We start from the raw sequence: 22,171 nt of genomic DNA on the forward strand, positions 1-22,171 counted from the left end.
TCGGTGCGCCGCCGCGGCGCGGACACGCAGGTCCGGCAGCCTCAGCGGCGCGGGTACTTCTGGTCCAGGCGCTTGCGCAGCGCCTTGTTCTGCACGCGCGCGTCGGCCTTCTGCGCCAGCCGCGTCGCCAGGCGGTCGGCGGCGCCGGCGACCTCGTCGCGCAGCTTGAGGTAGTTGGCCACGCGCGCCGCATCGAGCGTGCCGGCCGCGATCGCCGCGCGGATCGCGCAGCCGGGCTCGGCGCGGTGCGCGCAGTCGCTGAAGCGGCACTGCGACGCCAGCTCCTCGATGTCGGCGAAACCGCCGTCGGCCAGCTCTTCCTCGCCGGTGGGCTTGAGCTCGCGCATGCCTGGCGTGTCGATCAGGCAGGCGCCGGAAGGCAGCGCGATCAGTGCGCGGTGCGTGGTGGTGTGGCGTCCACGCGAGTCATGCTCGCGCACCGCGCCGGTCTTCATCCGCTCCTCGCCGAGCAGGGTGTTGGTGACGGTCGACTTGCCGGCGCCGGAGGAACCGACCAGCACCGCGGTGCGGCCCGGGCCCAGCCACGGCGACAGCGCTTCGGCGGTGGACGGGTCGCGCGCGTTCAGCGCCAGCACCGGCACGCCCTGGGCGCGCAGGTCGGCCAGCGCGGCGAGCGCGGCGTCGGCGTCGGCGCCGTCGCGGTCGGCCTTGGTCAGCACCACCACCGGCTTCACCCCGCCGCCGCCGACCAGCAGCAGGTAGCGTTCGATGCGGCGCGGGTTGAAGTCGGCGTCCAGGCCGCAGACCACGAAGGCGGTATCGACGTTGGCCGCGATCACCTGCTGCTGGTAGTGCTCGCCGGCGGCGGCGCGCTTGATCGCGGTCAGGCGCGGCAGCAGGGCGAGGATGCGGCGGCCGTCCTGCAGCACCCAGTCGCCGACCGCGGCGCGCTCGTGCAGCGGCACGCCGTCGGCGGTGAACACCGGGCGACGCTGCCATTCCGGCGGCGATTCGGCGCGGAACCCGCCCTGCGGGCCGTCGGCGAGCACGTAGCCGGTGCGGTGCTGTTCGATCACCCGCGCCGGGCGTGCGCCGGGATGGGCCTCGGCCAGGGCCTGCCAGGCCGGGTCCTCGGCTGCGCCGGCCCAGGGCCAGCCGATCTGGCGCAGGGAGGCGAAGTCGGGGGCGGCATGGTCCATGGGCGGCATTGTAGAGCGCCGCCCGCCCCGTCTGCCGGAGCGGCTTCAACCCAGGCGCGCCCCGCCACCAGCCGGCCCTGCCTGTGCGAGGACGGTACGGGACGTGGACGCCGTCACGGTTCGCGGCCATGCCGCCGCCCCGGAAACGTTCCCCGCCCGCCGATGCGGGCCGCCCGCCACGGTACGGTTCCAGCCGAAACCGTACCGGCGCCGAACGTCGCGCAAAACATCGGGAATCCGGGCACTTGCGCGCGCTTTTTCCGATACCATCGCGGTTCCCTGTCCGCGCCGCCCCGCCGTCATGCCCGCCACCGAGAAAACGCTCCGCGTCCGCGAGCGCCTGTCAGAAGTCCGCTACGAGATCCGCGGAGAACTGAACCGGCGAGCCCACGCGCTCGAGGCGGAAGGGCGCACGCTGATCAAGCTCAACATCGGCAATCCGGGCGCATTCGGCTTCCGCGCGCCGGCGCACCTGCAGCGCGCGATCGTCGACGACATTGCCCACACCGATCCGTACACCCACCAGCTCGGCCTGCCGGCCGCGCGCGAGGCGCTGGCTTCGGCCTACCGCAAGCGCGGCGCGCCGCATGTCGACACCGACCGGGTATTCGTCGGCAACGGCGTGTCCGAGCTGATCGACATGACCCTGCGCGCCCTGCTCAACCCGGGCGACGAGGTGCTGGTGCCGTCGCCGGACTACCCGCTGTGGTCGGCCGCGACCATCCTCAACGACGGTCGCCCGGTGTACTACCACTGCGCCCCGGAGAACGGCTTCATGCCCGACCCGGTGCAGATCGAGACGCTGGTGTCCTCGCGCACCCGCGCGATCGTGCTGATCAACCCGAACAACCCCACCGGCGCGGTCTACCCGAGGGAACTGCTCGAGCGCCTGGTGGCGATCGCGCAGCGCCACGACCTGCTCCTGCTCGTGGACGAGATCTACGACCAGGTGCTGTACGACGGCGCGCAGTTCGTGCCGCTGGCGCCGATCGCCGGCGACCATCCGTGCATCACCTTCTCCGGCCTGAGCAAGGTGCACCGCGCCTGCGGCTGGCGCGTGGGCTGGGCGATCCTCACCGGCACCGCGGCGCGCACCGCCGATTACCGCAACGCGCTGGACCTGCTGTCCGGCCTGCGCCTGTGCGCCAACGTCGCCGGCCAGTATGCGATCGAGGCGGCGGTCAACGGCCCGGACACGATCAGCGAACTGTGCGCGCCCGGCGGGCGCCTGTACGAGACCCGCCGCGCGGTGGTCGAGGCCTGCGCGGCCAGCGAGCACCTGCGCCTGGTCGAGCCGAAGGGCGCGCTGTATGCGTTCCCCGGCGTGGTCGGCCCGGCCGCGCGCGGCTTCGACGACCACGAGTTCGCACTGGAGCTGCTGGAAACCGAGGACGTGCTGATCGTGCCCGGCTCCAGCTTCAACGTGCCCTACCGCGACCACTTCCGCGTCACCCTGCTGCCCGAGGCGGGGCTGATGCGCGAGGTGTTCGCGCGCATCGACCGCGCGCTCGGCCGCCGCGCCGAGGCTGCGACCAAGGTGGTGCCGCTGAAGGCACGCTCGCGCAACGCGGCGGCCTGATGACGGCGGCCGCGAAGGTCCCCGCCAGCGCTTCCCCGTCCGCGTTCCTGGCGCTGGGCGATTCCTACACGATCGGCGAAGGCGTCGCGCCCGAAGGCCGCTGGCCGGTGCAGCTGGCCGCGGCGCTGCGCGCGGAAGGTTTCGCCATCGGCGAACCGCGGATCATCGCCACCACCGGCTGGACCACCGACGAGCTGGACGCCGGCATCGACGCGGCGCACGCGCAGGCGCCCATCGGTAACGAACACGCCCTGGTGAGCCTGCTGGTCGGGGTGAACAACCAGTACCGCGGGCGGCCGCTGGACGAGTTCCGCAGCCAGTTCGCGGCGCTGCTGCGGCGCGCGTCCGGGTTCGCCGGCGGCGACCCGCGGCGGGTGCTGGTGCTGGCGATTCCGGACTGGGGCGTCACTCCGTTCGCGTTCGCGCAGCGGCGCGACGCGGCGCTGGTCGCCGCGCAGATCGACGGTTTCAACGCGGTATGCCGCGAGGAAGCCGCGCGCGCCGGCGCGCGCTGGATCGATATCGCCCCGGTCAGCCGCGAACGCGGCGGCGAGGTCGAAATGCTGGCCGACGACGGCCTGCACCCGTCCGCGGCGATGTACGCATTGTGGGCCGCGCTGGCCCTGCCGGCGGCGCGCGAGGTGCTGCGCTGATGGCCGCGTCCGCCACCGACGCCACGCCGCAGCCTTTGCCGCGCAGGAACGCCCGGTACATTGCCGAGGCCTTCCTGCCCGGTACCCTGCTGGGCAGCCGCTACCACTACTACTACGCCAAGGCGAAGCTCGGCAGCGACCCGCTCTATCCAGGCGTGTGCGCGGCGCTGCGCGGCACCACCGCACCGCTGCTCGACCTGGGCTGCGGGCTGGGCCTGCTGGCCCATGCGCTGCACGCCGACGGCAGCCGCCTGCGCTACTTCGGCGTGGACAACGACGCGCGCAAGATCGCCGCCGCCCGCCGCGCCGCCGCGCGCAGCGGACTGGCCGACGCCGGCTTCGAAACCCTCGACCTGTCGCGCGACCTGCCGCCGCACCGCGGCAGCGTCGCCATCCTCGACGTGCTGCAGTTCTTCGATCCCGAGCGGCAGCTGGCCGTGGTCGACGCGATGGTCGGCATGCTGGAACCGGGCGCGAAGCTGGTGATCCGCACCGGCCTGGACGACGGCAGCCGCCGCGCCCGCATCACCCGCACCACCGACCACCTGGCGCGCCTGCTGGGCTGGATGAACGCCGCGCCGCGACACTATCCGGACGCCGATGTGCTGCGTGCACGCTTCGACGCCGCCGGCCTGCGCAGCAGTTTCGCGCCATGGTCCGGCAACACGCCATTCAACAACTGGCTGATCGTGGCCACGCGCGACTAGCGGCGCGTCCTGACGGGGATATCGGACTTTCCTGATGGCGGGGGCACGGGGCGCGCGGGAGACTGGCCGCCTCCGTCCATGTTGCAGGGAAGCCTTCCGATGCGGGACCTCGTCCTCAACCTCGCGATCATCGCCCAGCTGTCCGGCCTGCTGGTGATGGCCAGCCTCGATCCGCTGCGCATCGTGCTCGGCCTGTGGGTGTTCATCGGCGGTGCCGTGCTCTACCGCCATCGCCAGCGGCAGCGACGCGAGGAGAAGCAGGAGCGCCTGCTCGCGACCTCGCACCCGCCGCCGGGGCAGTCGTAACACGCTGTTCGCCCGCACAGCAGACCGGATCGGCCGATCCGTCCATGCAGCGGATCGCGGCCCGCCGATAACGTGGGCGACGGATCAGGGCAGGCCTGCCGCTGCCACAGTGGCTCAGGGCGCGGCCAGCTCCGCCGCGGCGACGACGTGCCTGCCGGGCACCGGCTCGACCGCCGCCTCCACCAGCGCCGCGGCGATCCGCGGCGCCGGACTGATCCGCCAGGCGCGCGGCAGCAGCGGACCGGCCACGCGCAACGCGGCCAGCGCGGCGCGTTCGCCGCGGCGCGCCTCGTGGCGGTCGCCGCCGATCAGGCCGGGGCGGACGCAGGTGAACGACTCGAAGCCCAGCACTGCCAGGTCGCGCTCCACCGCACCCTTGACCCGGTTGTAGAAGAACATCGAACCGGAATCGGCGCCGGTCGCCGAGTTCAGCGCATAGGCTTTCGCGCCATGGTGCCGCGCCAGTTCGCCCACGCGCAGCGGATAGTCGTGGTCGACGCACTGGAAGGCCTGGCGCGAACCGGCCTGGGCCATGGTCGTGCCCAGCGTGCAGACCACCGCGTCGACGTCCCACCAGGGCGCGTCCGCGTCGAGGGCGTCGTAGTCCACCTGCGGCTGCAGCAGCTTCGGATGCGCCGGCAGCGGCCGCCGCACTGGCGTGACCACCTGGCCGACGCGCGGATCGGCCAGGAACAGGTCGAGCACGTGGCGGCCGACCAGGCCGGTGGCGCCGGCGAGCAGGACCCGGCGCGGCACCGTCGGCGCCGGCTCGCGCAGGCCACCGGTTTCGGGCGCTGCGTTCACTGCGGCGGTTCCACGGTGGCGTAGCCGCGCTCGGCCAGCAGGCACAGCGCGCCTTCGACGATCTCCACGCTGCGGCCGTGGGCGGCGCCTTCGTGCAGCAGCACGATCGCACCCGGGCGCAGGTCGCGGCCGATCCGTTGCAGCACCCGCACCGGGTCGCCATCGACCGCGTCGTAGCCGCGCGCGGTCCAGGCCAGCCGGGCCAGGCCGTGCTCGCGCAGCGGCGCGGCCAGGAACGGGTTGCTGTGCCCGGCCACCGAGCGGAACCAGCGCGGCGCCACGCCCGCCACCTCGGCCAGCGCCTGCTGCGCCTGGCCGATCTCGGCGGCCATCGCCCGCGGCCCCAGCGCCCAGAACCGCGCCGACGGGTGGGTATGGGTGTGGTTGCCGATGGCGTGGCCACGGCGGCGGATCTCGGCCACCAGCGCCGGTCGCGCCCGCGCGCGTTCGCCGACCAGGAAGAAGGTGGCGCGGGCGCCGTGCCGGTCCAGCGCATCCAGGATCGCGACGGTGTCGTCGGAGGGGCCGTCGTCGATGGTCAGCCACGCCACCCGGTCGTCCGCCGGAAGCCGCGACAGCACCGGCAGGTACAGCGGCGAACGCGGCAGGAACACCGGCAGCAGGAAGGCCAGGTGCGACAGGGCCAGCGCCGGCAGGCCCCAGGCCCAGCCCAGCCGCCACCACAGCAGCGCCACCGCCAGCTGCGACAGCAGCAGCCAGGCCCACCAGGCGCCGGGGCGCGGAATGCGATGCAGCGTTGCCGGGGCGCTCATCGGCGCATGATGCCACGGGGGTAGAATGGCCGGCCCGGGCCTGCCCGGTTCCCTTTCCGTTTGCGAGTTTCCCCCCATGTCCCTCGATCCCGCCCTGCGTTCGCGCATCGAATCGCTGCTCCAGGCCAACCGCGTCGTGCTGTTCATGAAGGGCCAGCCCGGCATGCCGCAGTGTGGCTTCTCGGCCAAGGCCAGCGGCGTGCTGGAAGACCTGGGCGTGGAGTACGCCCACGTCAACGTGCTGGCCGACCCGGAGATCCGCGAAGGCATCAAGGTGTTCGGCAACTGGCCGACCATCCCGCAGCTCTACGTCGACGGCGAGCTGGTCGGCGGCAGCGACATCATCGAGCAGATGGCCTCCAGCGGCGAGCTGTCGCAGCTGCTGGGCGTGCCGGAGCCGGACCGCACCCCGCCGCAGGTCACCGTCACCGAAGCGGCCGCGGAGAAGCTGCGCGGTGCCCTGGCCGACGCCGGCAACGCCGCGCTGGCGCTGTCGATCGACGCGCGCTTCCAGCCGCGCTTCCAGATCGCTCCGCGCAACGACAACGCCATCGCCGTGGAGACCCAGGGCCTGCGCATCCAGTTCGACCCGGCCAGCGCGCGCCGCGCCAATGGCATCACCATCGACTGGGTCGACGATTTCCGTGGGCAGGGCCTGGCCATCGACAACCCGAACGCGCCCAAGCCCGTCCAGGCCATCACCCCGGCCGAAGCCGACCGCCAGGTCCGCAGCGGCGAGCTGGTGCTGGTCGACGTGCGTCCGCCGGAAGAGCGCGCGATCGCCTCGGTCGCCGTGCCGCACCGTACCTTCGACGGCAGCGGCCGCATCGACCTGGAGTCGCTGCCGAAGGACACCCGCATCGCCTTCCTCTGCCACCGCGGCGGCCGCAGCGGCCAGGCGGCGGAAGAGTTCCGCCACAAGGGCTTCAGCAACGTGCTGAACGTGGAAGGCGGCATCGACCGCTGGGCGCAGGAAGTGGACGGCAGCGTGCCGCGCTACTGAGCCACGCGACACCCGGAAGCGACACCGTAGAGCGGGGCTTGCCCCGCTCTTCTTCTATCCGTCCCCCGCAAGTCACCCTAGAACCCGCCACCCGCATCCAGCCAGGCCTGCTCCTCCGCCGTGCTGATCCGCCCCAGCGCGCGGTTGCGGTGCGGGAAGCGGCCGAAGCGGGCGATCACTTGCTGGTGCTGGCGCGCGTAGTCGGTATAGACCGGATCGCCCAGCGGTTCGAACAGCCCGACCGAACGCTGCTGGTCGGCCGGATCCTCCGAGTGCTCGAACGGCAGGTAGAAGAACGCGCGCAGCGCCGGTTCGAAGGCCTGGTCGTGGCCGGCGGCCAGGGCGCGGTCGGCGTACAGCCGGGCCAGGCCGTCGGTGGCGAAGGCGTGGCCGCTGCCGCGGAACACGTTGCGGGGAATCTGGTCGAGCAGGAGCAGCAGCGCCAGCGCGCCTTCGGCATCGTCCAGCCACGCCTCCAGCTCGCGTCGCGCCGCGGCCAGGTGCGCCTGCAGGAAGCGCGACTCGCACTCGCGGTCGAAGGCCTCGCCGCCACTGAACCAGGCTTTCGGCCCCGCTTCGCGCCAGAACCGCACCACTCCGGCTGCCGTCGTCTCCATCACCTTCTCCTTTTCCCGTGCGGGCCAGCCTGCCACAGCCGCGTCCGTGCCACGACCGCACGCGCGCGCTGCTACGTTCCACGCCCGCATCCGTCGCCTGCTTTGTGCGCAAGGTCCCACCACCGGCACATTGCGCGATCCACGCCTGCCCGCTAGCTTCGGTGCCCTTGCGTCCGTCCAGGGGAAACACCATGCGACACCTGCCGCTCGCCGCGGCGTGCCTGGCCTTCATCGGCCTGGCCAGCAGCGGTCCCGCGATGGCTGCCTCCGCGGCCTCGCGCTTCACCGAAGACCCGTATCCGAGCACCTACCGGCCGCTGCCGTCGGAGCCGGTGCTGCTGCGCAACGCCATCGTGCTCACCGGCACCGGCGAGCGCCTCGACGGCGCCGACGTGCTGATGCGCGACGGCCGCATCGCCGCGGTCGGCGCCGGCCTGCAGGCGCCGGCGGACGCGCGCGTGGTCGACGCCACCGGCAAGTGGATCACCCCCGGCATCATCGACGTGCACTCGCACCTGGGCGTGTATCCCAGCCCCGGCATGAAGGCGCACAGCGACGGCAACGAGATGACCGCGCCGGTCACCGCGAACGTGTGGGCCGAGCATTCGGTGTGGCCGCAGGATCCGGGCTTCGCCGCGGCGCTGGCCGGCGGCATCACCACCCTGCAGGTCCTGCCCGGCTCGGCCAACCTGGTCGGCGGCCGCGGCGTGACCCTGCGCAACGTGCCGGCCACCACCTACCAGGCGATGAAGTTCCCCGGCGCGCCGTGGGGCCTGAAGATGGCCTGCGGCGAGAACCCCAAGCGCGTCTACGGCGGCAAGGGCACCGCGCCGTCCACGCGCATGGGCAACGTCGCCGGCTACCGCGCCGCGTTCATCGACGCCAGCGAATACCTGCGCAAGAACGGCGGCGGCAAGCCGAAGGATCCGCCGAAGCGCCGCTGGTGGCAGTCCGGTTCGGGAAGCGAGGACAGCTCCGGCGACGCCGGCGGCAAGCGCGACCTCAAGCTCGATACCCTCGCCGGTGCGATCAACGGCGACATCCTGGTGCACATCCACTGCTATCGCGCCGACGAGATCACCACGATGATCGACCTGGCCAAGGAATTCGGCTTCACGATCTCGGCGTTCCACCACGGCGTGGAGGCGTACAAGGTCGCCGACCGGCTGGCGCAGGAAGGCATCTGCGGTGCGCTGTGGGCCGACTGGTGGGGCTTCAAGATGGAAGCCTTCGACGGCATCCAGGAGAACATCGCCCTGGTCGACCGCCCGGCCAACAGCTGCGCGATCGTGCATTCGGATTCGGAGGAAGGCATCCAGCGGCTCAACCAGGAAGCGGCCAAGGTGATCGCCAACGCGCGCCGCGCCGGCATCGAGATCCCGCCGGAGCGCGCGATCCGCTGGCTCACCGCCAACGCCGCACGCGCCCTGGGCGTGGCCGACCGCACCGGCAGCCTGGAGCCGGGCAAGCTCGCCGACGTGGTGGTGTGGAACCGCAGCCCGTTCAGTTCCTACGCGCAGGCCGAGCAGGTCTACATCGACGGCGCGCGCGTGTTCGACCGCAACGACCCGTCGCGGCAGCCGCGTTCGGATTTCCTCCTCGGCCAGCCGGCCGCCGCCCCCGGAGGTGTGCTGTGAGCCGCCGCATCCGTTTCCGTCCGCTGGCGCGCCTGGCGCGCGCCGGCCTCGCCGCCGGCCTGCTCGCGGCGCTGGCCGTCCCCGGCCTCGCCCAGGACCTGCTGGTGCGCAATGCCACCGTGCACACCGCCGGCGCGCAGGGCACCCTGCGGGGCGCCGACGTGCTCGTGCAGGGCGGCGTGATCCGCGCCGTCGGCACCGGCCTGGCCGTGCCGGCCGGAGTGAGCGTGGTCGAAGCCAACGGCCGCCCGCTGACCCCGGCGCTGTTCGGCGGCATCACCGACATCGGCCTGGAGGAAGTCTCCGGCGAGGCGCCCACCGTCGATGGCGAACTCAAGCTCGACGGGCAGCCGGTGCGTCCGGAGTTCGACGTCACCCTCGCCTACAACCCGGCCTCGGTGCTGGTGCCGGTGGCGCGCGTGGAAGGCATCGGCTTCACCCTGCTGGCCGCCGACAACGGCCACAGCTTCGTCGCCGGCCAGGGCGGGGTGATCCGCCTGGACGGCAGCGCCGACCCGGTCGGGCCGAAGGCGCTGTTCATCCGCCTGGGCGCCAGCGCGGCCGACCTCAGCGGCAAGTCGCGCGCGGCGCAGTGGATGCTGCTGGACCAGATGGTCGCCGAGGCGCGCGGCCGGGTGCCGGCCGACTCGCCGCATGCGCTGCTCACCCCGGCCGGGCGCGCGGTGCTGGCGCGCTTCCTCGCCGGCGAAGGCCGCATCGTGGTCAAGGTCGACCGCGCCGCCGACATCCGCCAGCTGTTGCGCTGGACCGCGCGCGAGAAGGTGAAGATCGCCATCGCCGGTGGCGCCGAGGCCTGGCAGCTGGCGCCGCAGCTGGCGGCGGCACGGGTGCCGGTCTTCGTCGACGTGCTGGCCAACCTGCCGGGCAACTTCGACCAGATCGGCGCGACGATGCGCAACGCGGCGCTGCTGCAGGCCGCCGGCGTCGAGGTCGGCTTCACCCAGGCCGGCGACGCCTCGCACAACGCGCGCAAGGTGCGCCAGCTGGCCGGCAATGCCGTGGCCAACGGCCTCCCCTGGGAAGCCGGCCTGGCCGGGCTGACCCGGGTGCCGGCGCAGGCCTTCGGCGTGGACGACCGCTTCGGCACGATCGCCGTGGGCAAGAGCGCCGACCTGGTGCTGTGGAGCGGCGATCCGCTGGACGTGATCAACACCGCCGAGCAGGTGTGGCTGGGCGGCCGGGCGATGCCGATGCGTTCGCGCCAGACCGAACTGCGCGACCGCTACCTGCGCGGCAGCGGCGAGTCCGGCCTGCCGCCGGCGTACACCCGCTAGGCCTTGCCCCGTCCGGGCGCAGGCCGCAGGCTTGCGCCCGGACTCCACCGGAACAACGCGATGGACGGGATCAACCTGTGGGCGGTACTGGTAGCGGCGGTCTCGGCCTTCGTGCTTGGCGGCATCTGGTACGGGCCGCTGTTCCGCCTGGCCTGGTGCCGCGAGGCCGGGATCGATCCGGACAAACCCGGCGGGCATCCGGCGAAGGTGTTCGGCGGCGCGTTCGTGGCCAGCCTGGTCGCCGCAGGCGTGTTCGCGTGGTTCATCGGCCCGGCGCCGGAACTGGCGCGGGCAGTAGGCACCGGCCTGGTGGCCGGCGCCGGCTGGGTGGCCACCAGCTTCGCCATCAATTACCTGTTCGCCGGGCGCTCGCTGAAGATGTGGCTGATCGATGGCGGCTACCACAGCCTGCAGTTCGCCCTGTACGGACTGGTCCTGGGCCTGTGGCACTGAGTGGGGCGTGGTGATGATGCAAGCGGACTGGTACTTCGATTTCGTCTCGCCGTTCTCCTATCTGCACTGGCAGAAGATCCGGCCCCTGGTGGACGCCGGCCGCGTGCGGCCGCTGCCGATCGTGTTCGGTGCGGTGCTGGCCACCTTGCAGCAGCGCGGCCCGGCGGAAATCCCGAAGAAGCGCGAGTTCATCTACCGCCAGGCGCTGTGGCAGGCCCGGCGCGAGGGCGTGCCGATGGTGTTCCCGCCGGCGCATCCGTTCAATCCGCTGCCGGCGCTGCGCCTGTGCGTGGCCGCCGGCACCACGGTGGCGGCGATCGATGCGCTGTTCGATGCGGTCTGGCGCGACGGCCGGGCGCTGGATACGGCGGAGGCCCTCGCGGACGTCGCCTCGTCGCTGGGCATCGACGATGCCGCGGCGACGATCGCCGACCCGGCCGTGAAGGAGCGGCTGCGCGCCAATACCGACGCCGCGCTGGCCGCCGGCGTGTTCGGCGTGCCGACCCTGGCGGTGGGCGGCGAGCTGTTCTGGGGCAACGAGAGCCACGACCTGATGCTGGCCGTGCTCGACGATCCGGGCCTGCTCGAACACGGCCCGCTGGCCGGCGTCGGCCTGATACCGGTGGGCATCGAGCGGCGTCGCTGAACGGCGTTCCGGCCCTTGCCACGGGCCGCAGGATTTGCGATAGGGTTCACGTTCCAGGGGCATGCCACGGGAGGGGCTCATGCGCATTGGAATCGTCGTCGACTCGGCCTGCGATCTGCCGAGCGGCTATATCGAACGCAATAACGTCATCCTGCTGCCGATTACCGTGCGCATCGGCGACGCCATCCTCGCCGACCACCGCGACGAGGAGGCGACGCTGAGCTTCCTGCACGCGCACGTGGCCGAACGCGGCCACGAGGCCGAGACCATTCCCTATTCGGTCGAGCAGATCCGCGACCTGTTCCTGGGCAAGCTGGTGGTCGACTACGACCACGTGTTCTGCATGACCCTCACCAAGACCCGCAGCCCGATCCACGAGCACGCGGTGCAGGCCAGCTTCGCCATCCTCAACGACTACAAGCCGATCCGGCAGGCCGCCGGGCACAACACCCCGTTCGCGCTGCGCGTGATCGACAGCCAGAACCTGTTCTCCGCCCAGGGCGTGGGCGTGGTCGAGGCGGTGCGCATGCGCGATGCCGGCGAGAACGTGCAGAAGATCCGCGAGCGGCTGGAGGAACTGGCCCTGCACACGCACGGCTACATGGTGCCGCCGGACCTGTACTACCTGCGCAACCGCGCCCGCAACAAGGGTGACCGCAGCGTGAGCCTGTTCAGCGCGGCGCTGGGCACGGCGCTGGACATCAAGCCGATCCTGCACTGCAACCGCGGCGAGACCGCGCCGGCGGGCAAGGTCAAGGGCTTCGAGCCGGCGGTGCAGAAGCTGTTCGACTTCACCGTGCAGCGCATCCAGGCCGGCCTGCTCACCCCGACGCTGTGCATCAGCTACGGCGGCGAGCTGTCCGAACTGCGCGCCCTGCCCGGTTACGCGCGCCTGCTCGATGCTTGCGAGGCCAACAAGGTCGAGGTCTTCGAGAGCGTGATGAGCCTCACCGGCATGGTCAACGTGGGCAAGGGCGCGGTGGTGGTGGGCTTCGCCGCCCCGCCGCACAAGTTCGCCTGAGCATGCCCACGCCGGTATCGCGACGCGTCTGGCAGGATGGAGCCCAGCCCCCACGGAGCACGCCATGACCGTCCGTTACCAGATCCGCCTGCCCGATCCCGCCCTGGCCCGCGGCAGCGAGCCTGCCCTGGCCTTCACCGCCAACGGCGCCGAGGCCTTCGCCGAACAGCTGCAGGATGCGCTGCGCACGCCGGCGCTGTTCGAGCGCTGGCGGGCGATGCAGCCGGAACCGGACGAGGTGAACCCGGCGCTGGGCGCCACCGACCCCACCGCCACCGTCACCGGCGAGCAGCACGACCTGGCGATCAACCTGGTCGCGCTGACCTCGATTCCCGGCGACATCCTCCAGCACCGCCTGCGCCTGCTCGCCGGCAACCGCTGGGAAATGCGCAACGTCAGCAAGGGCTGAGATGGCCATGCAGGTACTGCTGGCCTGGAGCGGGGGCAAGGACGCGGCGTGGGCGCTGCACACGTTGCGCCAGCGCGGCGAAGTCGAGGTGGCGGGCCTGCTGTCCACCGTGACCCGCGAGGACGGCCGCGCCTCGCTGCAGGGCGTGCGCCGCGAGGTGCTGCAGGCCCAGGCCCGGGCTGCCGGCCTGCCGCTGCTGGAGGCCTCGATCCCGGCGCAGTGCGACAACGCCGCCTATGCCGCGGCGATGCAGGCGGTACTGGAAGAGGCGAAGGCGCGCTGGCCGGGCATCCGCCACGCCGCCTTCGGCGACCTGTTCCTCGAGGACATCCGCGCCTGGCGGGAGCAACGCCTGGCCGAGGCCGGCTGGGAACTGCTGGTGCCGCTGTTCGGCAGCGACACCGCGGCGCTGGCGCGGGAGATGCAGGCCGGCGGCCTGCGCGCCCGGCTCAGCTGCGTGGACACCGCGCAGCTGCATGCCGGTTTCGCCGGCCGCGATTTCGACGCGGACTTCCTCGACGCGCTGCCGGCGAACGTGGATCCGTGCGGCGAGAACGGCGAGTTCCACTCCTGCGTCTGGGCCGGGCCGATGTTCGCCGCGCCCCTGCAGCTGGAGCGCGGCGACACCGAACTGCGTGACGGCCGCTACGCCTTCACCGACTACCGCCTGGCCGGCTAGGCGGCGCTGCGGCTCAGTGGCCGCAGCAGCCGTCGTGCGGGTGGGCGACACCCGTGTGTTGGCGCGCCTCGCCGTGCAGCGCCGCGGCGTGGTGGGCGATGTGCTCGCCGATGAAGCTGGCGATGAAGTAGTAGCTGTGGTCGTAGCCCGGGCGCATGCGCAGCTGCAGCGGATGGCCGGCGGCCACCGCCGCGGCCTGCAGCAGCTGCGGGCGCAGCTGCACGTCGAGGAATTCGTCGTCGCCGCCCTGGTCGACCAGCAGCGGCAGCTTCTCCTGCGCGGTCTTCACCAGCTCGCACGCATCCCAGGCCTTCCACGCCTCGCGGTCCTCGCCCAGGTACGCAGAGAAGGCCTTCTCGCCCCACGGCACCTTCGAAGGCGCCACGATCGGCGAGAACGCCGAGACGCTGCGGTAGCGGCCCGGGTTGCGCAGCGCGATCACCAGCGCGCCGTGCCCGCCCATCGAATGGCCGGCGATCGCGCGCACGTCGCTGGCAGCCGGGTCGGCTTCGACCCAGGCCGGCAGCTCCTCGACGATGTAGTCGTACATCCGGTAGTGCCTCGCCCACGGCTCGCGGGTGGCGTTGAGGTAGAAGCCGGCGCCCTTGCCCAGGTCGTAGCCGTCCGCATCGGGGACGTCATCGCCGCGCGGACTGGTGTCCGGCGCAACCAGGATGACCCCGTGCTCGGCGGCATAGCGCTGAGCGCCGGCCTTGGTGATGAAGTTCTGCTCGGTGCAGGTCAGGCCCGACAGCCAGTACAGCACCGGGCACGGACCGTGCTCGGCCTGCGGCGGGAAGTACACGCCCACGGTCATGTCGCAGCCCAGCACCTGCGAGCGGTGCCGGTACACGTCCTGCCAGCCGCCGAAGCAGGCGCGGTGTTCGATGCGTTGCATATCGCAGTTCCTGTGCGGCCTTGGCGACCATCACTCATTGGGAATAGCCCCCTTTAGTAAAGGGGGCGCGGCGGCAGCCGCGGGGATTCGGGTGTAACGAAATCGGGGGCCCATGCTTCCGCGTAACGCGGAAGCATGGGGGCGCAGCCTGCATTTCAGCCCTCGCTGAAATGCACCACCGAACGGATCGACTTGCCTTCGTGCATCAGCTCGAAGGCGGTATTGATCTGCTCCAGCGGCATGGTGTGGGTCACGAACGGCGCCAGTTCGATCTTGCCGGCCATCGCGTCCTCGACCATGCCCGGCAGCTGCGAGCGGCCCTTCACCCCGCCGAAGGCGGTGCCCATCCACTTGCGGCCGGTGACCAGCTGGAACGGACGGGTGCTGATCTCCTGGCCGGCGCCGGCGACGCCGATGATCACGCTCTGGCCCCATCCGCGGTGCGCGCATTCGAGCGCGGCGCGCATGACGTTGACGTTGCCGATGCACTCGAAGGAATGGTCCACGCCCCAGCCGGTCATGTCGATGACCACCTGCTGGATCGGCTTGTCGTGGTCGTTCGGGTTGATGCAGTCGGTGGCGCCGAACTGGCGCGCCAGCTCGAACTTCGACGGGTTGGTGTCGATGGCGATGATGCGGCCGGCCCGGGCCTGGCGCGCGCCCTGGATCACCGCCAGGCCGATGCCACCCAGGCCGAACACCGCGACCGAATCGCCTTCCTGCACCTTGGCGGTGTTGTGCACCGCTCCAATACCGGTGGTCACGCCGCAGCCGAGCAGGCAGACGTGCTCGTGGTTGGCCTCCGGATTGACCTTGGCCAGCGAAACCTCGGCCACCACGGTGTACTCGGAGAAGGTCGAGCAGCCCATGTAGTGGTAGATCGGCTCGCCGTTGTAGGAGAAACGGGTGGTGCCGTCGGGCATCACGCCCTTGCCCTGGGTGGCGCGCACGGCCACGCACAGGTTGGTCTTGCCGCTTTTGCAGAACAGGCACTCGCCGCACTCGGCGGTGTACAGCGGGATCACGTGGTCGCCCGGCTTCACGCTGGTCACGCCCTCGCCCACCTCGACCACCACGCCGGCGCCCTCGTGGCCCAGCACCACCGGGAACAGGCCTTCCGGGTCGTCGCCGCTGAGGGTGAACGCATCGGTGTGGCAGACGCCGGTGTGGGTGATCTTCACCAGCACCTCGCCAGCCTTCGGCGGGGCGACGTCGATCTCGACGATCTGCAGGGGCTGGCCGGGACCGAAGGCAACGGCGGCGCGGGATTTCATGGCATGGACTCCTGGGTGGTGCGATTGCGGAAGGCCGGCGGCGCGGGCGCGCCGGCCGCTTACTTCAGATAGGAACGGACCAGCGCGGTCATCTCGGCAACGCGGGCCTGGCGCTGCGCGCTGGAGCCGGCCGGCTGGCCGAACTCCTCGCGGATGTGCGCCTCCATCACCCCCGACATCAGGCCGTTGACCGCGCCGCGCACGGCGGCGATCTGCTGCAGCACGGCACCGCAGTCGGCGCCGGCTTCCAGCGCGCGTTCCAGCGCCTCGAGCTGGCCGCGGATGCGGCGCACCCGGGTGAGGACACGCTTCTTCTCGTGGGCGCTATGGGGCACGCGGGACTCCGTCGTGGCTCGATCCGATACTGGGGTATGGTATCAGCCCGCCCCGCGCCAGGCCACCGCACGGAGGGGATTGTCTGCCGTCGGGATCTCCCGCGCCCCTGGAGCCCGGACGTCGCCGTTTCGTACCGCGCAAACAAGAAGGGCCTCCGTGATGGAGGCCCTTTCACCTGGTGCCGGGAGGCTCAGCGCTGCTGGCCGCCCTGCTGGCCCTGGCGGTCGCGCTGGTTCTGGTCCTGCTGCTGCTGGCGACCCTGCTGGTCCTGCTGCTCCTGGTCGCGCTGCTGCTGCTGCCCGCCCTGCTGGTTCTGCCGACCCTGGTCGTTCTGCTGGTTCTGCTGGCGGTTCTGGTCCTGCTGCTGGTTGTCGCGATTCTGCTGGTTGCCCATTTCGACTTCCTCGATCGGCCAGGGCGGGATTGCGCTGGCTGGACACCACTGTGAGCCCGACACCGTTAGCCGGGCTGCAGGTTGACAGTGAACGCCTGTTTTACATCGCGCGACCGTCCGTCGCGCGATCGCGGTCGATTGCAGCCGGGGCCGCAAACAAGACGTTTCCTTGATCCGCGCGCGCCCAGTATCGGCCCGGCATGGATGCATCGCGCCACGCCAGCGGGCAGGAACCCGTGCACGCGGACGCCAGGGCGATTCCACCGCATCCCGCCATGGGACGCCGCCTTGCGGTGGATCCGTCCAAGCCTGGCCGCGAGGCCGCCCACGTAGACGGCCTCACGGCCCGCAGGAGAAGACATGTTCATCCACAACAAGAGCCTGATGTACACCGTGCGGGTCGCCCAGCCCAACCCGGACCTGGCCTCGCTGATGCTGGAGCAGTTCGGCGGCCCGCAGGGCGAGCTGGCCGCGGCGATGCGCTATTTCACCCAGGCCATCGGCGACGCCGACCCGGGGCGCAAGGACCTTCTCTACGACATTGCCACCGAGGAGCTGAGCCACCTGGAAATCATCGGCTCGATCATCGCGATGCTGAACCGTGGCCCGAAGGCGGTGCTGTCCGAGGGCATGGAGGAGGCGATGGAGATGCGCAACCTCACCCAGAACAGCACCAGCCATACCCAGCAGATCCTCTATGGCGGCGGTCCGGCGCTGGTGAACTCCAGCGGCGTGCCGTGGACGGCGGCCTACGTCGATTCGATCGGCGAGCCGACCTCGGACCTGCGTTCGAACATCGCCGCCGAGGCGCGCGCGAAGATCGTCTACGAACGCCTGATCAACGTCACCGACGACCCGGGCATCAAGGACGCGCTCACCTTCCTGATGACCCGCGAGGTCGCCCACCAGAAGTCGTTCGAGAAGGCGCTGTATGCGATCGAGCCGAACTTCCCGCCGGGCAAGCTGCCGGGTGATCCGCGCTTCACCGACGTATTCTTCGACATGTCGCAGGGCCCGGGCGACCAGGACGGTCCGTGGAACTCCGGCGAACTGTGGGAGAAGGTCTCCGACCGCGATCGCCAGGCGGCGGTGGACGGCGACGACGGCACCGCGACCGTGGGCCTGGATGGCGTGGAAGCCGAGGCCGACGAGGCAATGCGCCTGCGCACCCGCTCCAATCCGGAACTGGACCGGGTGACCGGCGCGGACCTGGGCGCCGGCCCGGGCGCGGGTTCGACCACCGGAGCGCCAGGGGAACGCTGAGTCCCCTGCCGACGCGGCGGAGACCCTCCTCCGCCGCGGACGCGCGGCCATGAGTGCGAACACACCGGAAAGTCCGGCGCCCTCCCGCATCTGGACCGTGGGCCATTCGACGCGCCCATGGGAAGACTTCGTCGGGCTGTTGCAGCTGCACGGCATCGAAGCCGTCGCCGATGTGCGCCGCCACCCCGGTTCGCGGCGCTATCCCTGGTTCGGCAGCGAGGCGATGGCCGCCGGGCTGGCCGACGCCGAAATCGCCTACCTGTGGCTGCCGGAGCTGGGCGGCCGGCGCAAGGTCCAGCCGGGCTCGCCCAACGGCGGCTGGCGCAACGCCTCCTTCCAGGGCTACGCCGACCACATGGCCACTGCGGAGTTCGCCGAAGCCCTCGGCCGCGTCCTGGAGCTGGCGCGTACGAAACGGACCGCGCTGATGTGCGCCGAGCTGCTGTGGTGGCAATGCCACCGGCGGCTGATCGCCGACCTGCTGTCGCGGCGCATGGAGGTCCTGCACATCATGGATGCCAAGCCGCCGCAGCCGCACGTGCTGCACCCGCTGGCGCGCATGCAGGGCGGCCACCTGGTCTACCCGCCCGCGCAGGGCGGCCTGTTCGCGGACGACGCCTCGTCCTGACACCCGCCGGGAACCCTTCGCGGCCGTCCGGGAAACGTGGCCGGTTCCGGCCCGATTCCGCGCTCTAGGGATATCCACTCCACCGGACGGAATGCCCATGAAGTCGCGCCCGCTGCCGTACCTGTTCGCCACTCCCCTGCTGCTGGCCGTGCCGGCCAGCAGCGCCCCCTCCTCCGCGCCGCCGACCCAGGTCTGGATCGACGTGGCCACCCACCACATGGCGGGCATGCCGGACATGGGTGCGCTGGGCGGACTGGCGAAGATGATCGGCGGCGGCGCCGGCGGCCAGCTGCAATGGCCGGACACCCGCTACCCGACCGGCAACGGCCGCTTCCTCGACGTGGCGCTGCACAACCGCCTCGACCCCGGCAAGCCGGCCGAGCAGCAGGTGCCGGCCGGGCTCGGCCTCGGCGCCGCGCTGCCGCTGCTGCCGCCCCCGACCCGACCGCGGGTGCCGGACGAACGCGGGCCGGGTCAGGACATGGGCAAGCCGCGCGACGGCGAGATGCGCATGCTGTTCTACTGGGGCTGCGGCAACGAGGTCCGCCCCGGCCAGCCGCGCGAGTTCGTGGTGCGGGTGAAGGACGGCAAGGTCGACGTCAGCGGCGATCCGCAGCAGGGCCGCTACGCGCCCGACCGCGACATCGATCCGGATCCGTCCTACGCGCTGTGGCCGAACACCCAGGCGCGCAAGCGCGCGCCGGCCAATGCCTCGCTGGTCGGCACGCACCGCATCACCGGCGCGGGCGTGCCCGGGTCGCTGCAGTTCGAACTGACCCGCAGCGCCGACTTCATGCCGGCGATCGCGTTGTCCAGCAGCGGCACCCCGGCCACCGGCCTGGACCTGCGCTGGCAGCCGGTCGACAACGCCAGGGCGTATTTCCTCCACGCCGTCGGCAACCGCGGCAGCGACATGGTGATGTGGAGCAGCGCCGAGGTGCCGGACGCCGGCCAAGGGGTGATGCAGTACCTCACCGGCGCCACCATCGACCGCTGGATCAGGGAGAAGGTGCTGCTGCCGCCTTCCACCACCACGTGCGCGATCCCCGGGGGCATCTTCCAGGACGCCGGCATGCTCTCGATGATGGCCTACGGTCCGGAGACCAACATCGCCTACCCGCCGCGGCCGGCGGACCCGAAGCAGCCCTGGAACCCGGAATGGAACGTGCGCGTGCGCACCAAGTCCACCACCAGCGCGATCCTCGGCATGGACCTGTCCGGGGCGATGCCGCAGGACGATGAAGGCAGCCGCGCCGACCGCGAGCAGAAGCCGGAGGAAGGCGCCGCCAAGAAGCTGCTGAAGGGCCTGCTGCGCAACCGCTAGCAGGAAGGCCGCAGTCCGGCTCGCGCGCGGCGTGGCGGCCACGCCGCGCCTTGCGACACGCGCCTCAGTAGGCGAACTGGCGGAACACCTGGTCGATGTCGCCGTTCCACTCCCCGTGGAACAGCTCCAGCTTGCGCTCGGCGGCGGTCACGCCGCTGCTGGCGATCTCCAGCAGCGGATCGAGGAAGTGCGATTCGTCAAGGCCGTCGATGTTGCAGGCGGCGCGCCGGCGCAGGCCGGCGGCGGAGATCTCCAGCGCCTGCAGCGCCAGCTCGCGCACGCTGGCGCCGCGGAACGGCAGCTTCAGCGCGTGCCTCGGCACGCCGTCGCGCAGGGCGTGGCGCTCTTCGAGGGTGAAGTCCTTGACCAGGTCCCAGGCCGCGTCCAGCGCCGCGTCGTCGTACAGCAGGCCGACCCAGAACGCCGGCAGCGCGCACAGCCGCGACCACGGGCCGCTGTCGGCGCCGCGCATCTCCAGGTACTTCTTCAGCCGCACCTCGGGGAAGGCGGTGGTCATGTGGTCGGACCAGTCGCGCAGCGTCGGCAGCGTGCCCGGCAGCGCCGGCAGCCGGCCTGCGAGGAAGTCGCGGAAACTCTGCCCGCTGGCGTCCACGTACACGCCGTCGCGGTAGGAGAAGTACATCGGCACGTCGAGCAGGTAGTCGACGTAGCGCTCGTAGCCGAAGCCGTCCTCGAACACGAAGTCGAGCATGCCGGTGCGGTCCGGATCGGTGTCGGTCCAGATGTGCGAGCGGTAGCTGAGGTAGCCGTTGGGCCTGCCCTCGGTGAACGGGGAGTCGGCGAACAGCGCCGTGGCCACCGGCTGCAACGCCAGCGACACGCGGAACTTCTTCACCATGTCCGCTTCGGAGGCGAAGTCGAGGTTGACCTGCACCGTGCAGGTGCGGGTCATCATGTCCAGGCCGAGCTTGCCGACCCTGGGCATGTACTCGCGCATGATCCGGTAGCGGCCCTTGGGCATCCACGGCATGTCCGCGCGCGACCACTTCGGCTGGAAGCCCATGCCGAGGAAACCCAGCTGCAGTTCGTCGGAGACCAGGTGCACCTCGTTGAGGTGGGTGCCCAGCTCGACACAGGTCTGGTGGATGTCCGGCAGCGGCGCGCCGGACAGTTCCAGCTGACCGGCCGGCTCCAGGGTCACCGAGGCGCCGCCGCGCAGCAGGGCGATGGTGCGCGGCGGATTGCCGTCGACGCTTTCCTGGACCGGGGTCCAGCCGAAGCGGGCCAGCCCCTGCAGCAGCGCCTCGATCCCGCGCTCGCCGTCGAACGCCGGCGGCCGCAGGTCGTCCAGGCGAAAGCCGAACTTCTCGTGCTCGGTGCCGATGCGCCAGTCGCCCCGCGGCTTCTCGCCGGAAGCGAGGTATTCGACCAGCTGGGCGCGCTGGGTGATCGGCGTATCGGCGACGTGGCTGGGGCTCGACAAGGGCGGCTCGCGTGGAGGCGGCGGCCGCGCGGCCGCGTGGATGGGTGCGAACTATAACGTGACGGGCACCCCGCCCGACGTTTCGCCGGCAGGCGTGCAGCTTTCCGCCGGCCGCCCCGATGGCTTAGCCTAGGCGCATGCTCAGGACGCCGGAACACCGCCCCCGCCATCGCGAACTGCATCGCACCGAGCGGGTGGGATGGCTGCGCGCGGCGGTGCTGGGCGCCAACGACGGCATCGTCTCGGTGGCCGGCGTGGTGGTCGGCGTGGCCGCCAGCGGCGCCGAGCCGGGCGCGATCCTCACCGCCGGCATTGCCGCCACCGTCGCGGGCGCGATGTCGATGGCCGCCGGCGAATACGTCTCGGTGCAGTCGCAGGCCGACACCGAAGAGGCCGACATGGCCATCGAGAAGCGCGAGCTGCGCGAGGACCCGGAGGCGGAGCTGGAGGAGCTGGCGCAGATCTACCGGCAGCGCGGCCTCGAGCCGGCGCTGGCCCGCCAGGTCGCCGAGCAGCTGACCGCGCACGATGCGCTCGGTGCGCACGCCCGCGACGAACTGGGCATCAGCGAGAGCCTGCGCGCGCGCCCGGTGCAGGCGGCCTCGGCCTCGGCCGCCGCGTTCTGCGCCGGCGCGGTGCTGCCGGTCGCGGCCACCCTGCTTTCGCCGCCGGCCGCCACCGGTCTGGTGGTGACCTCGGCCACCCTGGTCGGGCTGCTGCTGTCCGGTGCGCTGGCCGCCTGGACCGGCGGCGCGCCGATGCTGCGCGGCGCACTGCGCGTGGGGTTCTGGGGCGCTGCGGCGATGGCCGCCGCCCACCTCATCGGCGGGCTGTTCGACGTGGCGGTCTGAGCGGCCGCCGGGGCGGC

The 22,171-nt window shown here is 71.7% G+C and carries 25 protein-coding genes; 16 read left to right on the forward strand and 9 right to left on the reverse strand.

Annotated elements, in window-relative coordinates:
• Window positions 1–41: 41 nt before the first annotated feature.
• The gene (gene rsgA / locus M503_RS0104990; RefSeq protein WP_028919309.1) at window positions 42–1,160 is read right to left on the reverse strand and encodes a ribosome small subunit-dependent GTPase A; all 1,119 of its coding nucleotides are present in this window, start codon (window positions 1,158–1,160) and stop codon (window positions 42–44) included.
• Window positions 1,161–1,461: 301 nt separating this feature from the next.
• On the opposite strand from rsgA, the gene M503_RS0104995 reads away from it, so the two are divergent.
• The 4 genes from M503_RS0104995 to M503_RS0105010 all read left to right on the forward strand — a co-directional run bounded on the left by M503_RS0104995 (window position 1,462) and on the right by M503_RS0105010 (window position 4,405).
• Entirely contained in the window at window positions 1,462–2,739 is a 1,278-nt protein-coding gene (locus tag M503_RS0104995) for a pyridoxal phosphate-dependent aminotransferase (RefSeq protein WP_028919308.1), read from the forward strand.
• Complete coding sequence (locus tag M503_RS0105000) at window positions 2,739–3,392, forward strand: SGNH/GDSL hydrolase family protein (RefSeq protein ID WP_028919307.1); 654 nt, start codon at window positions 2,739–2,741, stop codon at window positions 3,390–3,392. Before M503_RS0104995 ends, M503_RS0105000 begins: the two co-directional genes overlap by 1 nt.
• 35 nt (window positions 3,393–3,427) lie before the next feature.
• Window positions 3,428–4,099, forward strand: coding sequence for a methyltransferase domain-containing protein (locus M503_RS0105005; RefSeq protein WP_028919306.1), 672 nt, complete (start codon window positions 3,428–3,430; stop codon window positions 4,097–4,099).
• A gap of 99 nt (window positions 4,100–4,198) precedes the next feature.
• Window positions 4,199–4,405, forward strand: a complete 207-nt coding sequence (locus M503_RS0105010; protein ID WP_028919305.1) for a hypothetical protein — start codon at window positions 4,199–4,201, stop codon at window positions 4,403–4,405.
• Window positions 4,406–4,519: 114 nt separating this feature from the next.
• Here the strand turns inward: M503_RS0105010 and M503_RS0105015 are convergent, their stop codons facing one another.
• Complete coding sequence (locus M503_RS0105015) at window positions 4,520–5,209, reverse strand: NAD-dependent dehydratase (protein ID WP_231472322.1); 690 nt, start codon at window positions 5,207–5,209, stop codon at window positions 4,520–4,522.
• Window positions 5,206–5,982, reverse strand: coding sequence for a polysaccharide deacetylase family protein (locus M503_RS0105020; protein WP_028919303.1), 777 nt, complete (start codon window positions 5,980–5,982; stop codon window positions 5,206–5,208). The genes M503_RS0105015 and M503_RS0105020 overlap by 4 nt, the downstream gene beginning before the upstream one ends.
• Window positions 5,983–6,058: 76 nt before the next feature.
• Between M503_RS0105020 and grxD the strand changes: the two genes are divergently transcribed.
• Window positions 6,059–6,985: a Grx4 family monothiol glutaredoxin gene (gene grxD, locus M503_RS0105025; RefSeq protein ID WP_028919302.1), complete on the forward strand. Its 927-nt coding sequence runs from the start codon at window positions 6,059–6,061 to the stop codon at window positions 6,983–6,985.
• Between the two features lie 77 nt (window positions 6,986–7,062).
• On the opposite strand, the gene M503_RS0105030 is transcribed toward grxD, so the two are convergent.
• The gene (locus tag M503_RS0105030) at window positions 7,063–7,602 is read right to left on the reverse strand and encodes a DUF924 family protein (RefSeq protein ID WP_037060541.1); all 540 of its coding nucleotides are present in this window, start codon (window positions 7,600–7,602) and stop codon (window positions 7,063–7,065) included.
• Between the two features lie 191 nt (window positions 7,603–7,793).
• On the opposite strand from M503_RS0105030, the gene M503_RS0105035 reads away from it, so the two are divergent.
• The 7 genes from M503_RS0105035 to M503_RS0105065 all read left to right on the forward strand — a co-directional run bounded on the left by M503_RS0105035 (window position 7,794) and on the right by M503_RS0105065 (window position 13,742).
• Complete coding sequence (locus M503_RS0105035; RefSeq protein ID WP_028919300.1) at window positions 7,794–9,239, forward strand: amidohydrolase; 1,446 nt, start codon at window positions 7,794–7,796, stop codon at window positions 9,237–9,239.
• A 32-nt stretch (window positions 9,240–9,271) separates the two neighbouring features.
• A complete protein-coding gene (locus M503_RS0105040) occupies window positions 9,272–10,534 on the forward strand; it encodes an amidohydrolase family protein (protein WP_037060556.1) in 1,263 nt (420 codons plus the stop codon).
• A gap of 60 nt (window positions 10,535–10,594) precedes the next feature.
• Window positions 10,595–10,987, forward strand: a complete 393-nt coding sequence (locus M503_RS0105045; protein ID WP_028919298.1) for a DUF1761 domain-containing protein — start codon at window positions 10,595–10,597, stop codon at window positions 10,985–10,987.
• A 13-nt stretch (window positions 10,988–11,000) separates the two neighbouring features.
• Complete coding sequence (locus tag M503_RS0105050) at window positions 11,001–11,633, forward strand: 2-hydroxychromene-2-carboxylate isomerase (protein ID WP_028919297.1); 633 nt, start codon at window positions 11,001–11,003, stop codon at window positions 11,631–11,633.
• Window positions 11,634–11,712: 79 nt separating this feature from the next.
• Entirely contained in the window at window positions 11,713–12,654 is a 942-nt protein-coding gene (locus tag M503_RS0105055; protein ID WP_028919296.1) for a DegV family protein, read from the forward strand.
• A gap of 64 nt (window positions 12,655–12,718) precedes the next feature.
• Entirely contained in the window at window positions 12,719–13,063 is a 345-nt protein-coding gene (locus M503_RS0105060; RefSeq protein WP_028919295.1) for a hypothetical protein, read from the forward strand.
• 1 nt (window position 13,064) lies between these two features.
• The gene (locus M503_RS0105065; RefSeq protein ID WP_028919294.1) at window positions 13,065–13,742 is read left to right on the forward strand and encodes an ATP-binding domain-containing protein; all 678 of its coding nucleotides are present in this window, start codon (window positions 13,065–13,067) and stop codon (window positions 13,740–13,742) included.
• A 13-nt stretch (window positions 13,743–13,755) separates the two neighbouring features.
• Here M503_RS0105065 and fghA read toward each other — a convergent pair whose 3' ends face one another.
• The 4 genes from fghA to M503_RS0105085 form a co-directional block, all read right to left on the reverse strand.
• On the reverse strand, window positions 13,756–14,640 hold the full coding sequence (gene fghA / locus M503_RS0105070) for an S-formylglutathione hydrolase (protein WP_028919293.1): 885 nt from the start codon (window positions 14,638–14,640) through the stop codon (window positions 13,756–13,758).
• A gap of 155 nt (window positions 14,641–14,795) precedes the next feature.
• Window positions 14,796–15,914 carry an S-(hydroxymethyl)glutathione dehydrogenase/class III alcohol dehydrogenase gene (locus M503_RS0105075; protein WP_028919292.1) on the reverse strand — a complete coding sequence of 373 codons (1,119 nt, stop codon included), beginning with the start codon at window positions 15,912–15,914 and terminating at the stop codon, window positions 14,796–14,798.
• 59 nt (window positions 15,915–15,973) lie between these two features.
• Window positions 15,974–16,249: a formaldehyde-responsive transcriptional repressor FrmR gene (gene frmR, locus M503_RS0105080; protein WP_028919291.1), complete on the reverse strand. Its 276-nt coding sequence runs from the start codon at window positions 16,247–16,249 to the stop codon at window positions 15,974–15,976.
• Window positions 16,250–16,440: 191 nt separating this feature from the next.
• Window positions 16,441–16,644 (reverse strand): hypothetical protein, encoded by a 204-nt coding sequence (locus tag M503_RS0105085; RefSeq protein ID WP_028919290.1) that lies wholly within the window; start codon window positions 16,642–16,644, stop codon window positions 16,441–16,443.
• 360 nt (window positions 16,645–17,004) lie between these two features.
• Between M503_RS0105085 and M503_RS0105090 the strand changes: the two genes are divergently transcribed.
• From M503_RS0105090 to M503_RS15700, 3 genes are all read left to right on the forward strand, one after another.
• Window positions 17,005–17,907, forward strand: coding sequence for a manganese catalase family protein (locus tag M503_RS0105090; RefSeq protein WP_028919289.1), 903 nt, complete (start codon window positions 17,005–17,007; stop codon window positions 17,905–17,907).
• A gap of 49 nt (window positions 17,908–17,956) precedes the next feature.
• Complete coding sequence (locus M503_RS0105095; protein WP_028928130.1) at window positions 17,957–18,535, forward strand: DUF488 family protein; 579 nt, start codon at window positions 17,957–17,959, stop codon at window positions 18,533–18,535.
• Between the two features lie 97 nt (window positions 18,536–18,632).
• Window positions 18,633–19,859 (forward strand): hypothetical protein, encoded by a 1,227-nt coding sequence (locus M503_RS15700; protein WP_051414269.1) that lies wholly within the window; start codon window positions 18,633–18,635, stop codon window positions 19,857–19,859.
• A 64-nt stretch (window positions 19,860–19,923) separates the two neighbouring features.
• On the opposite strand, the gene M503_RS0105105 is transcribed toward M503_RS15700, so the two are convergent.
• Complete coding sequence (locus M503_RS0105105) at window positions 19,924–21,303, reverse strand: glutamate--cysteine ligase (protein ID WP_028919288.1); 1,380 nt, start codon at window positions 21,301–21,303, stop codon at window positions 19,924–19,926.
• A 137-nt stretch (window positions 21,304–21,440) separates the two neighbouring features.
• On the opposite strand from M503_RS0105105, the gene M503_RS0105110 reads away from it, so the two are divergent.
• Window positions 21,441–22,154 carry a VIT1/CCC1 transporter family protein gene (locus M503_RS0105110; RefSeq protein WP_028919287.1) on the forward strand — a complete coding sequence of 238 codons (714 nt, stop codon included), beginning with the start codon at window positions 21,441–21,443 and terminating at the stop codon, window positions 22,152–22,154.
• Window positions 22,155–22,171 lie beyond the last annotated feature (17 nt).

This window comes from Pseudoxanthomonas suwonensis J47, from assembly GCF_000513955.1.
Classification (GTDB): domain Bacteria; phylum Pseudomonadota; class Gammaproteobacteria; order Xanthomonadales; family Xanthomonadaceae; genus Pseudoxanthomonas; species Pseudoxanthomonas suwonensis_C.

What these genes read in the sequence shown, in the direction of transcription:
- M503_RS0105090 (WP_028919289.1), top strand. Translation starts at nt 17,005, where the DNA reads ATGTTCATCCACAACAAGAGCCTGATGTACACCGTGCGGGTCGCCCAG.
- M503_RS0105055 (WP_028919296.1), top strand. Translation starts at nt 11,713, where the DNA reads ATGCGCATTGGAATCGTCGTCGACTCGGCCTGCGATCTGCCGAGCGGC.
- M503_RS0105065 (WP_028919294.1), top strand. Translation starts at nt 13,065, where the DNA reads ATGGCCATGCAGGTACTGCTGGCCTGGAGCGGGGGCAAGGACGCGGCG.
- M503_RS0105085 (WP_028919290.1), bottom strand. Translation starts at nt 16,644, where the DNA reads ATGGGCAACCAGCAGAATCGCGACAACCAGCAGCAGGACCAGAACCGC.
- M503_RS0105000 (WP_028919307.1), top strand. Translation starts at nt 2,739, where the DNA reads ATGACGGCGGCCGCGAAGGTCCCCGCCAGCGCTTCCCCGTCCGCGTTC.
- M503_RS0105030 (WP_037060541.1), bottom strand. Translation starts at nt 7,602, where the DNA reads ATGGAGACGACGGCAGCCGGAGTGGTGCGGTTCTGGCGCGAAGCGGGG.
- grxD (WP_028919302.1), top strand. Translation starts at nt 6,059, where the DNA reads ATGTCCCTCGATCCCGCCCTGCGTTCGCGCATCGAATCGCTGCTCCAG.
- M503_RS0105010 (WP_028919305.1), top strand. Translation starts at nt 4,199, where the DNA reads ATGCGGGACCTCGTCCTCAACCTCGCGATCATCGCCCAGCTGTCCGGC.
- M503_RS0105020 (WP_028919303.1), bottom strand. Translation starts at nt 5,982, where the DNA reads ATGAGCGCCCCGGCAACGCTGCATCGCATTCCGCGCCCCGGCGCCTGG.
- fghA (WP_028919293.1), bottom strand. Translation starts at nt 14,640, where the DNA reads ATGCAACGCATCGAACACCGCGCCTGCTTCGGCGGCTGGCAGGACGTG.
- M503_RS15700 (WP_051414269.1), top strand. Translation starts at nt 18,633, where the DNA reads ATGAAGTCGCGCCCGCTGCCGTACCTGTTCGCCACTCCCCTGCTGCTG.
- M503_RS0105110 (WP_028919287.1), top strand. Translation starts at nt 21,441, where the DNA reads ATGCTCAGGACGCCGGAACACCGCCCCCGCCATCGCGAACTGCATCGC.
- rsgA (WP_028919309.1), bottom strand. Translation starts at nt 1,160, where the DNA reads ATGGACCATGCCGCCCCCGACTTCGCCTCCCTGCGCCAGATCGGCTGG.
- M503_RS0105045 (WP_028919298.1), top strand. Translation starts at nt 10,595, where the DNA reads ATGGACGGGATCAACCTGTGGGCGGTACTGGTAGCGGCGGTCTCGGCC.
- M503_RS0105060 (WP_028919295.1), top strand. Translation starts at nt 12,719, where the DNA reads ATGACCGTCCGTTACCAGATCCGCCTGCCCGATCCCGCCCTGGCCCGC.
- M503_RS0105095 (WP_028928130.1), top strand. Translation starts at nt 17,957, where the DNA reads ATGAGTGCGAACACACCGGAAAGTCCGGCGCCCTCCCGCATCTGGACC.
- M503_RS0105035 (WP_028919300.1), top strand. Translation starts at nt 7,794, where the DNA reads ATGCGACACCTGCCGCTCGCCGCGGCGTGCCTGGCCTTCATCGGCCTG.
- M503_RS0105050 (WP_028919297.1), top strand. Translation starts at nt 11,001, where the DNA reads ATGATGCAAGCGGACTGGTACTTCGATTTCGTCTCGCCGTTCTCCTAT.
- M503_RS0105075 (WP_028919292.1), bottom strand. Translation starts at nt 15,914, where the DNA reads ATGAAATCCCGCGCCGCCGTTGCCTTCGGTCCCGGCCAGCCCCTGCAG.
- M503_RS0104995 (WP_028919308.1), top strand. Translation starts at nt 1,462, where the DNA reads ATGCCCGCCACCGAGAAAACGCTCCGCGTCCGCGAGCGCCTGTCAGAA.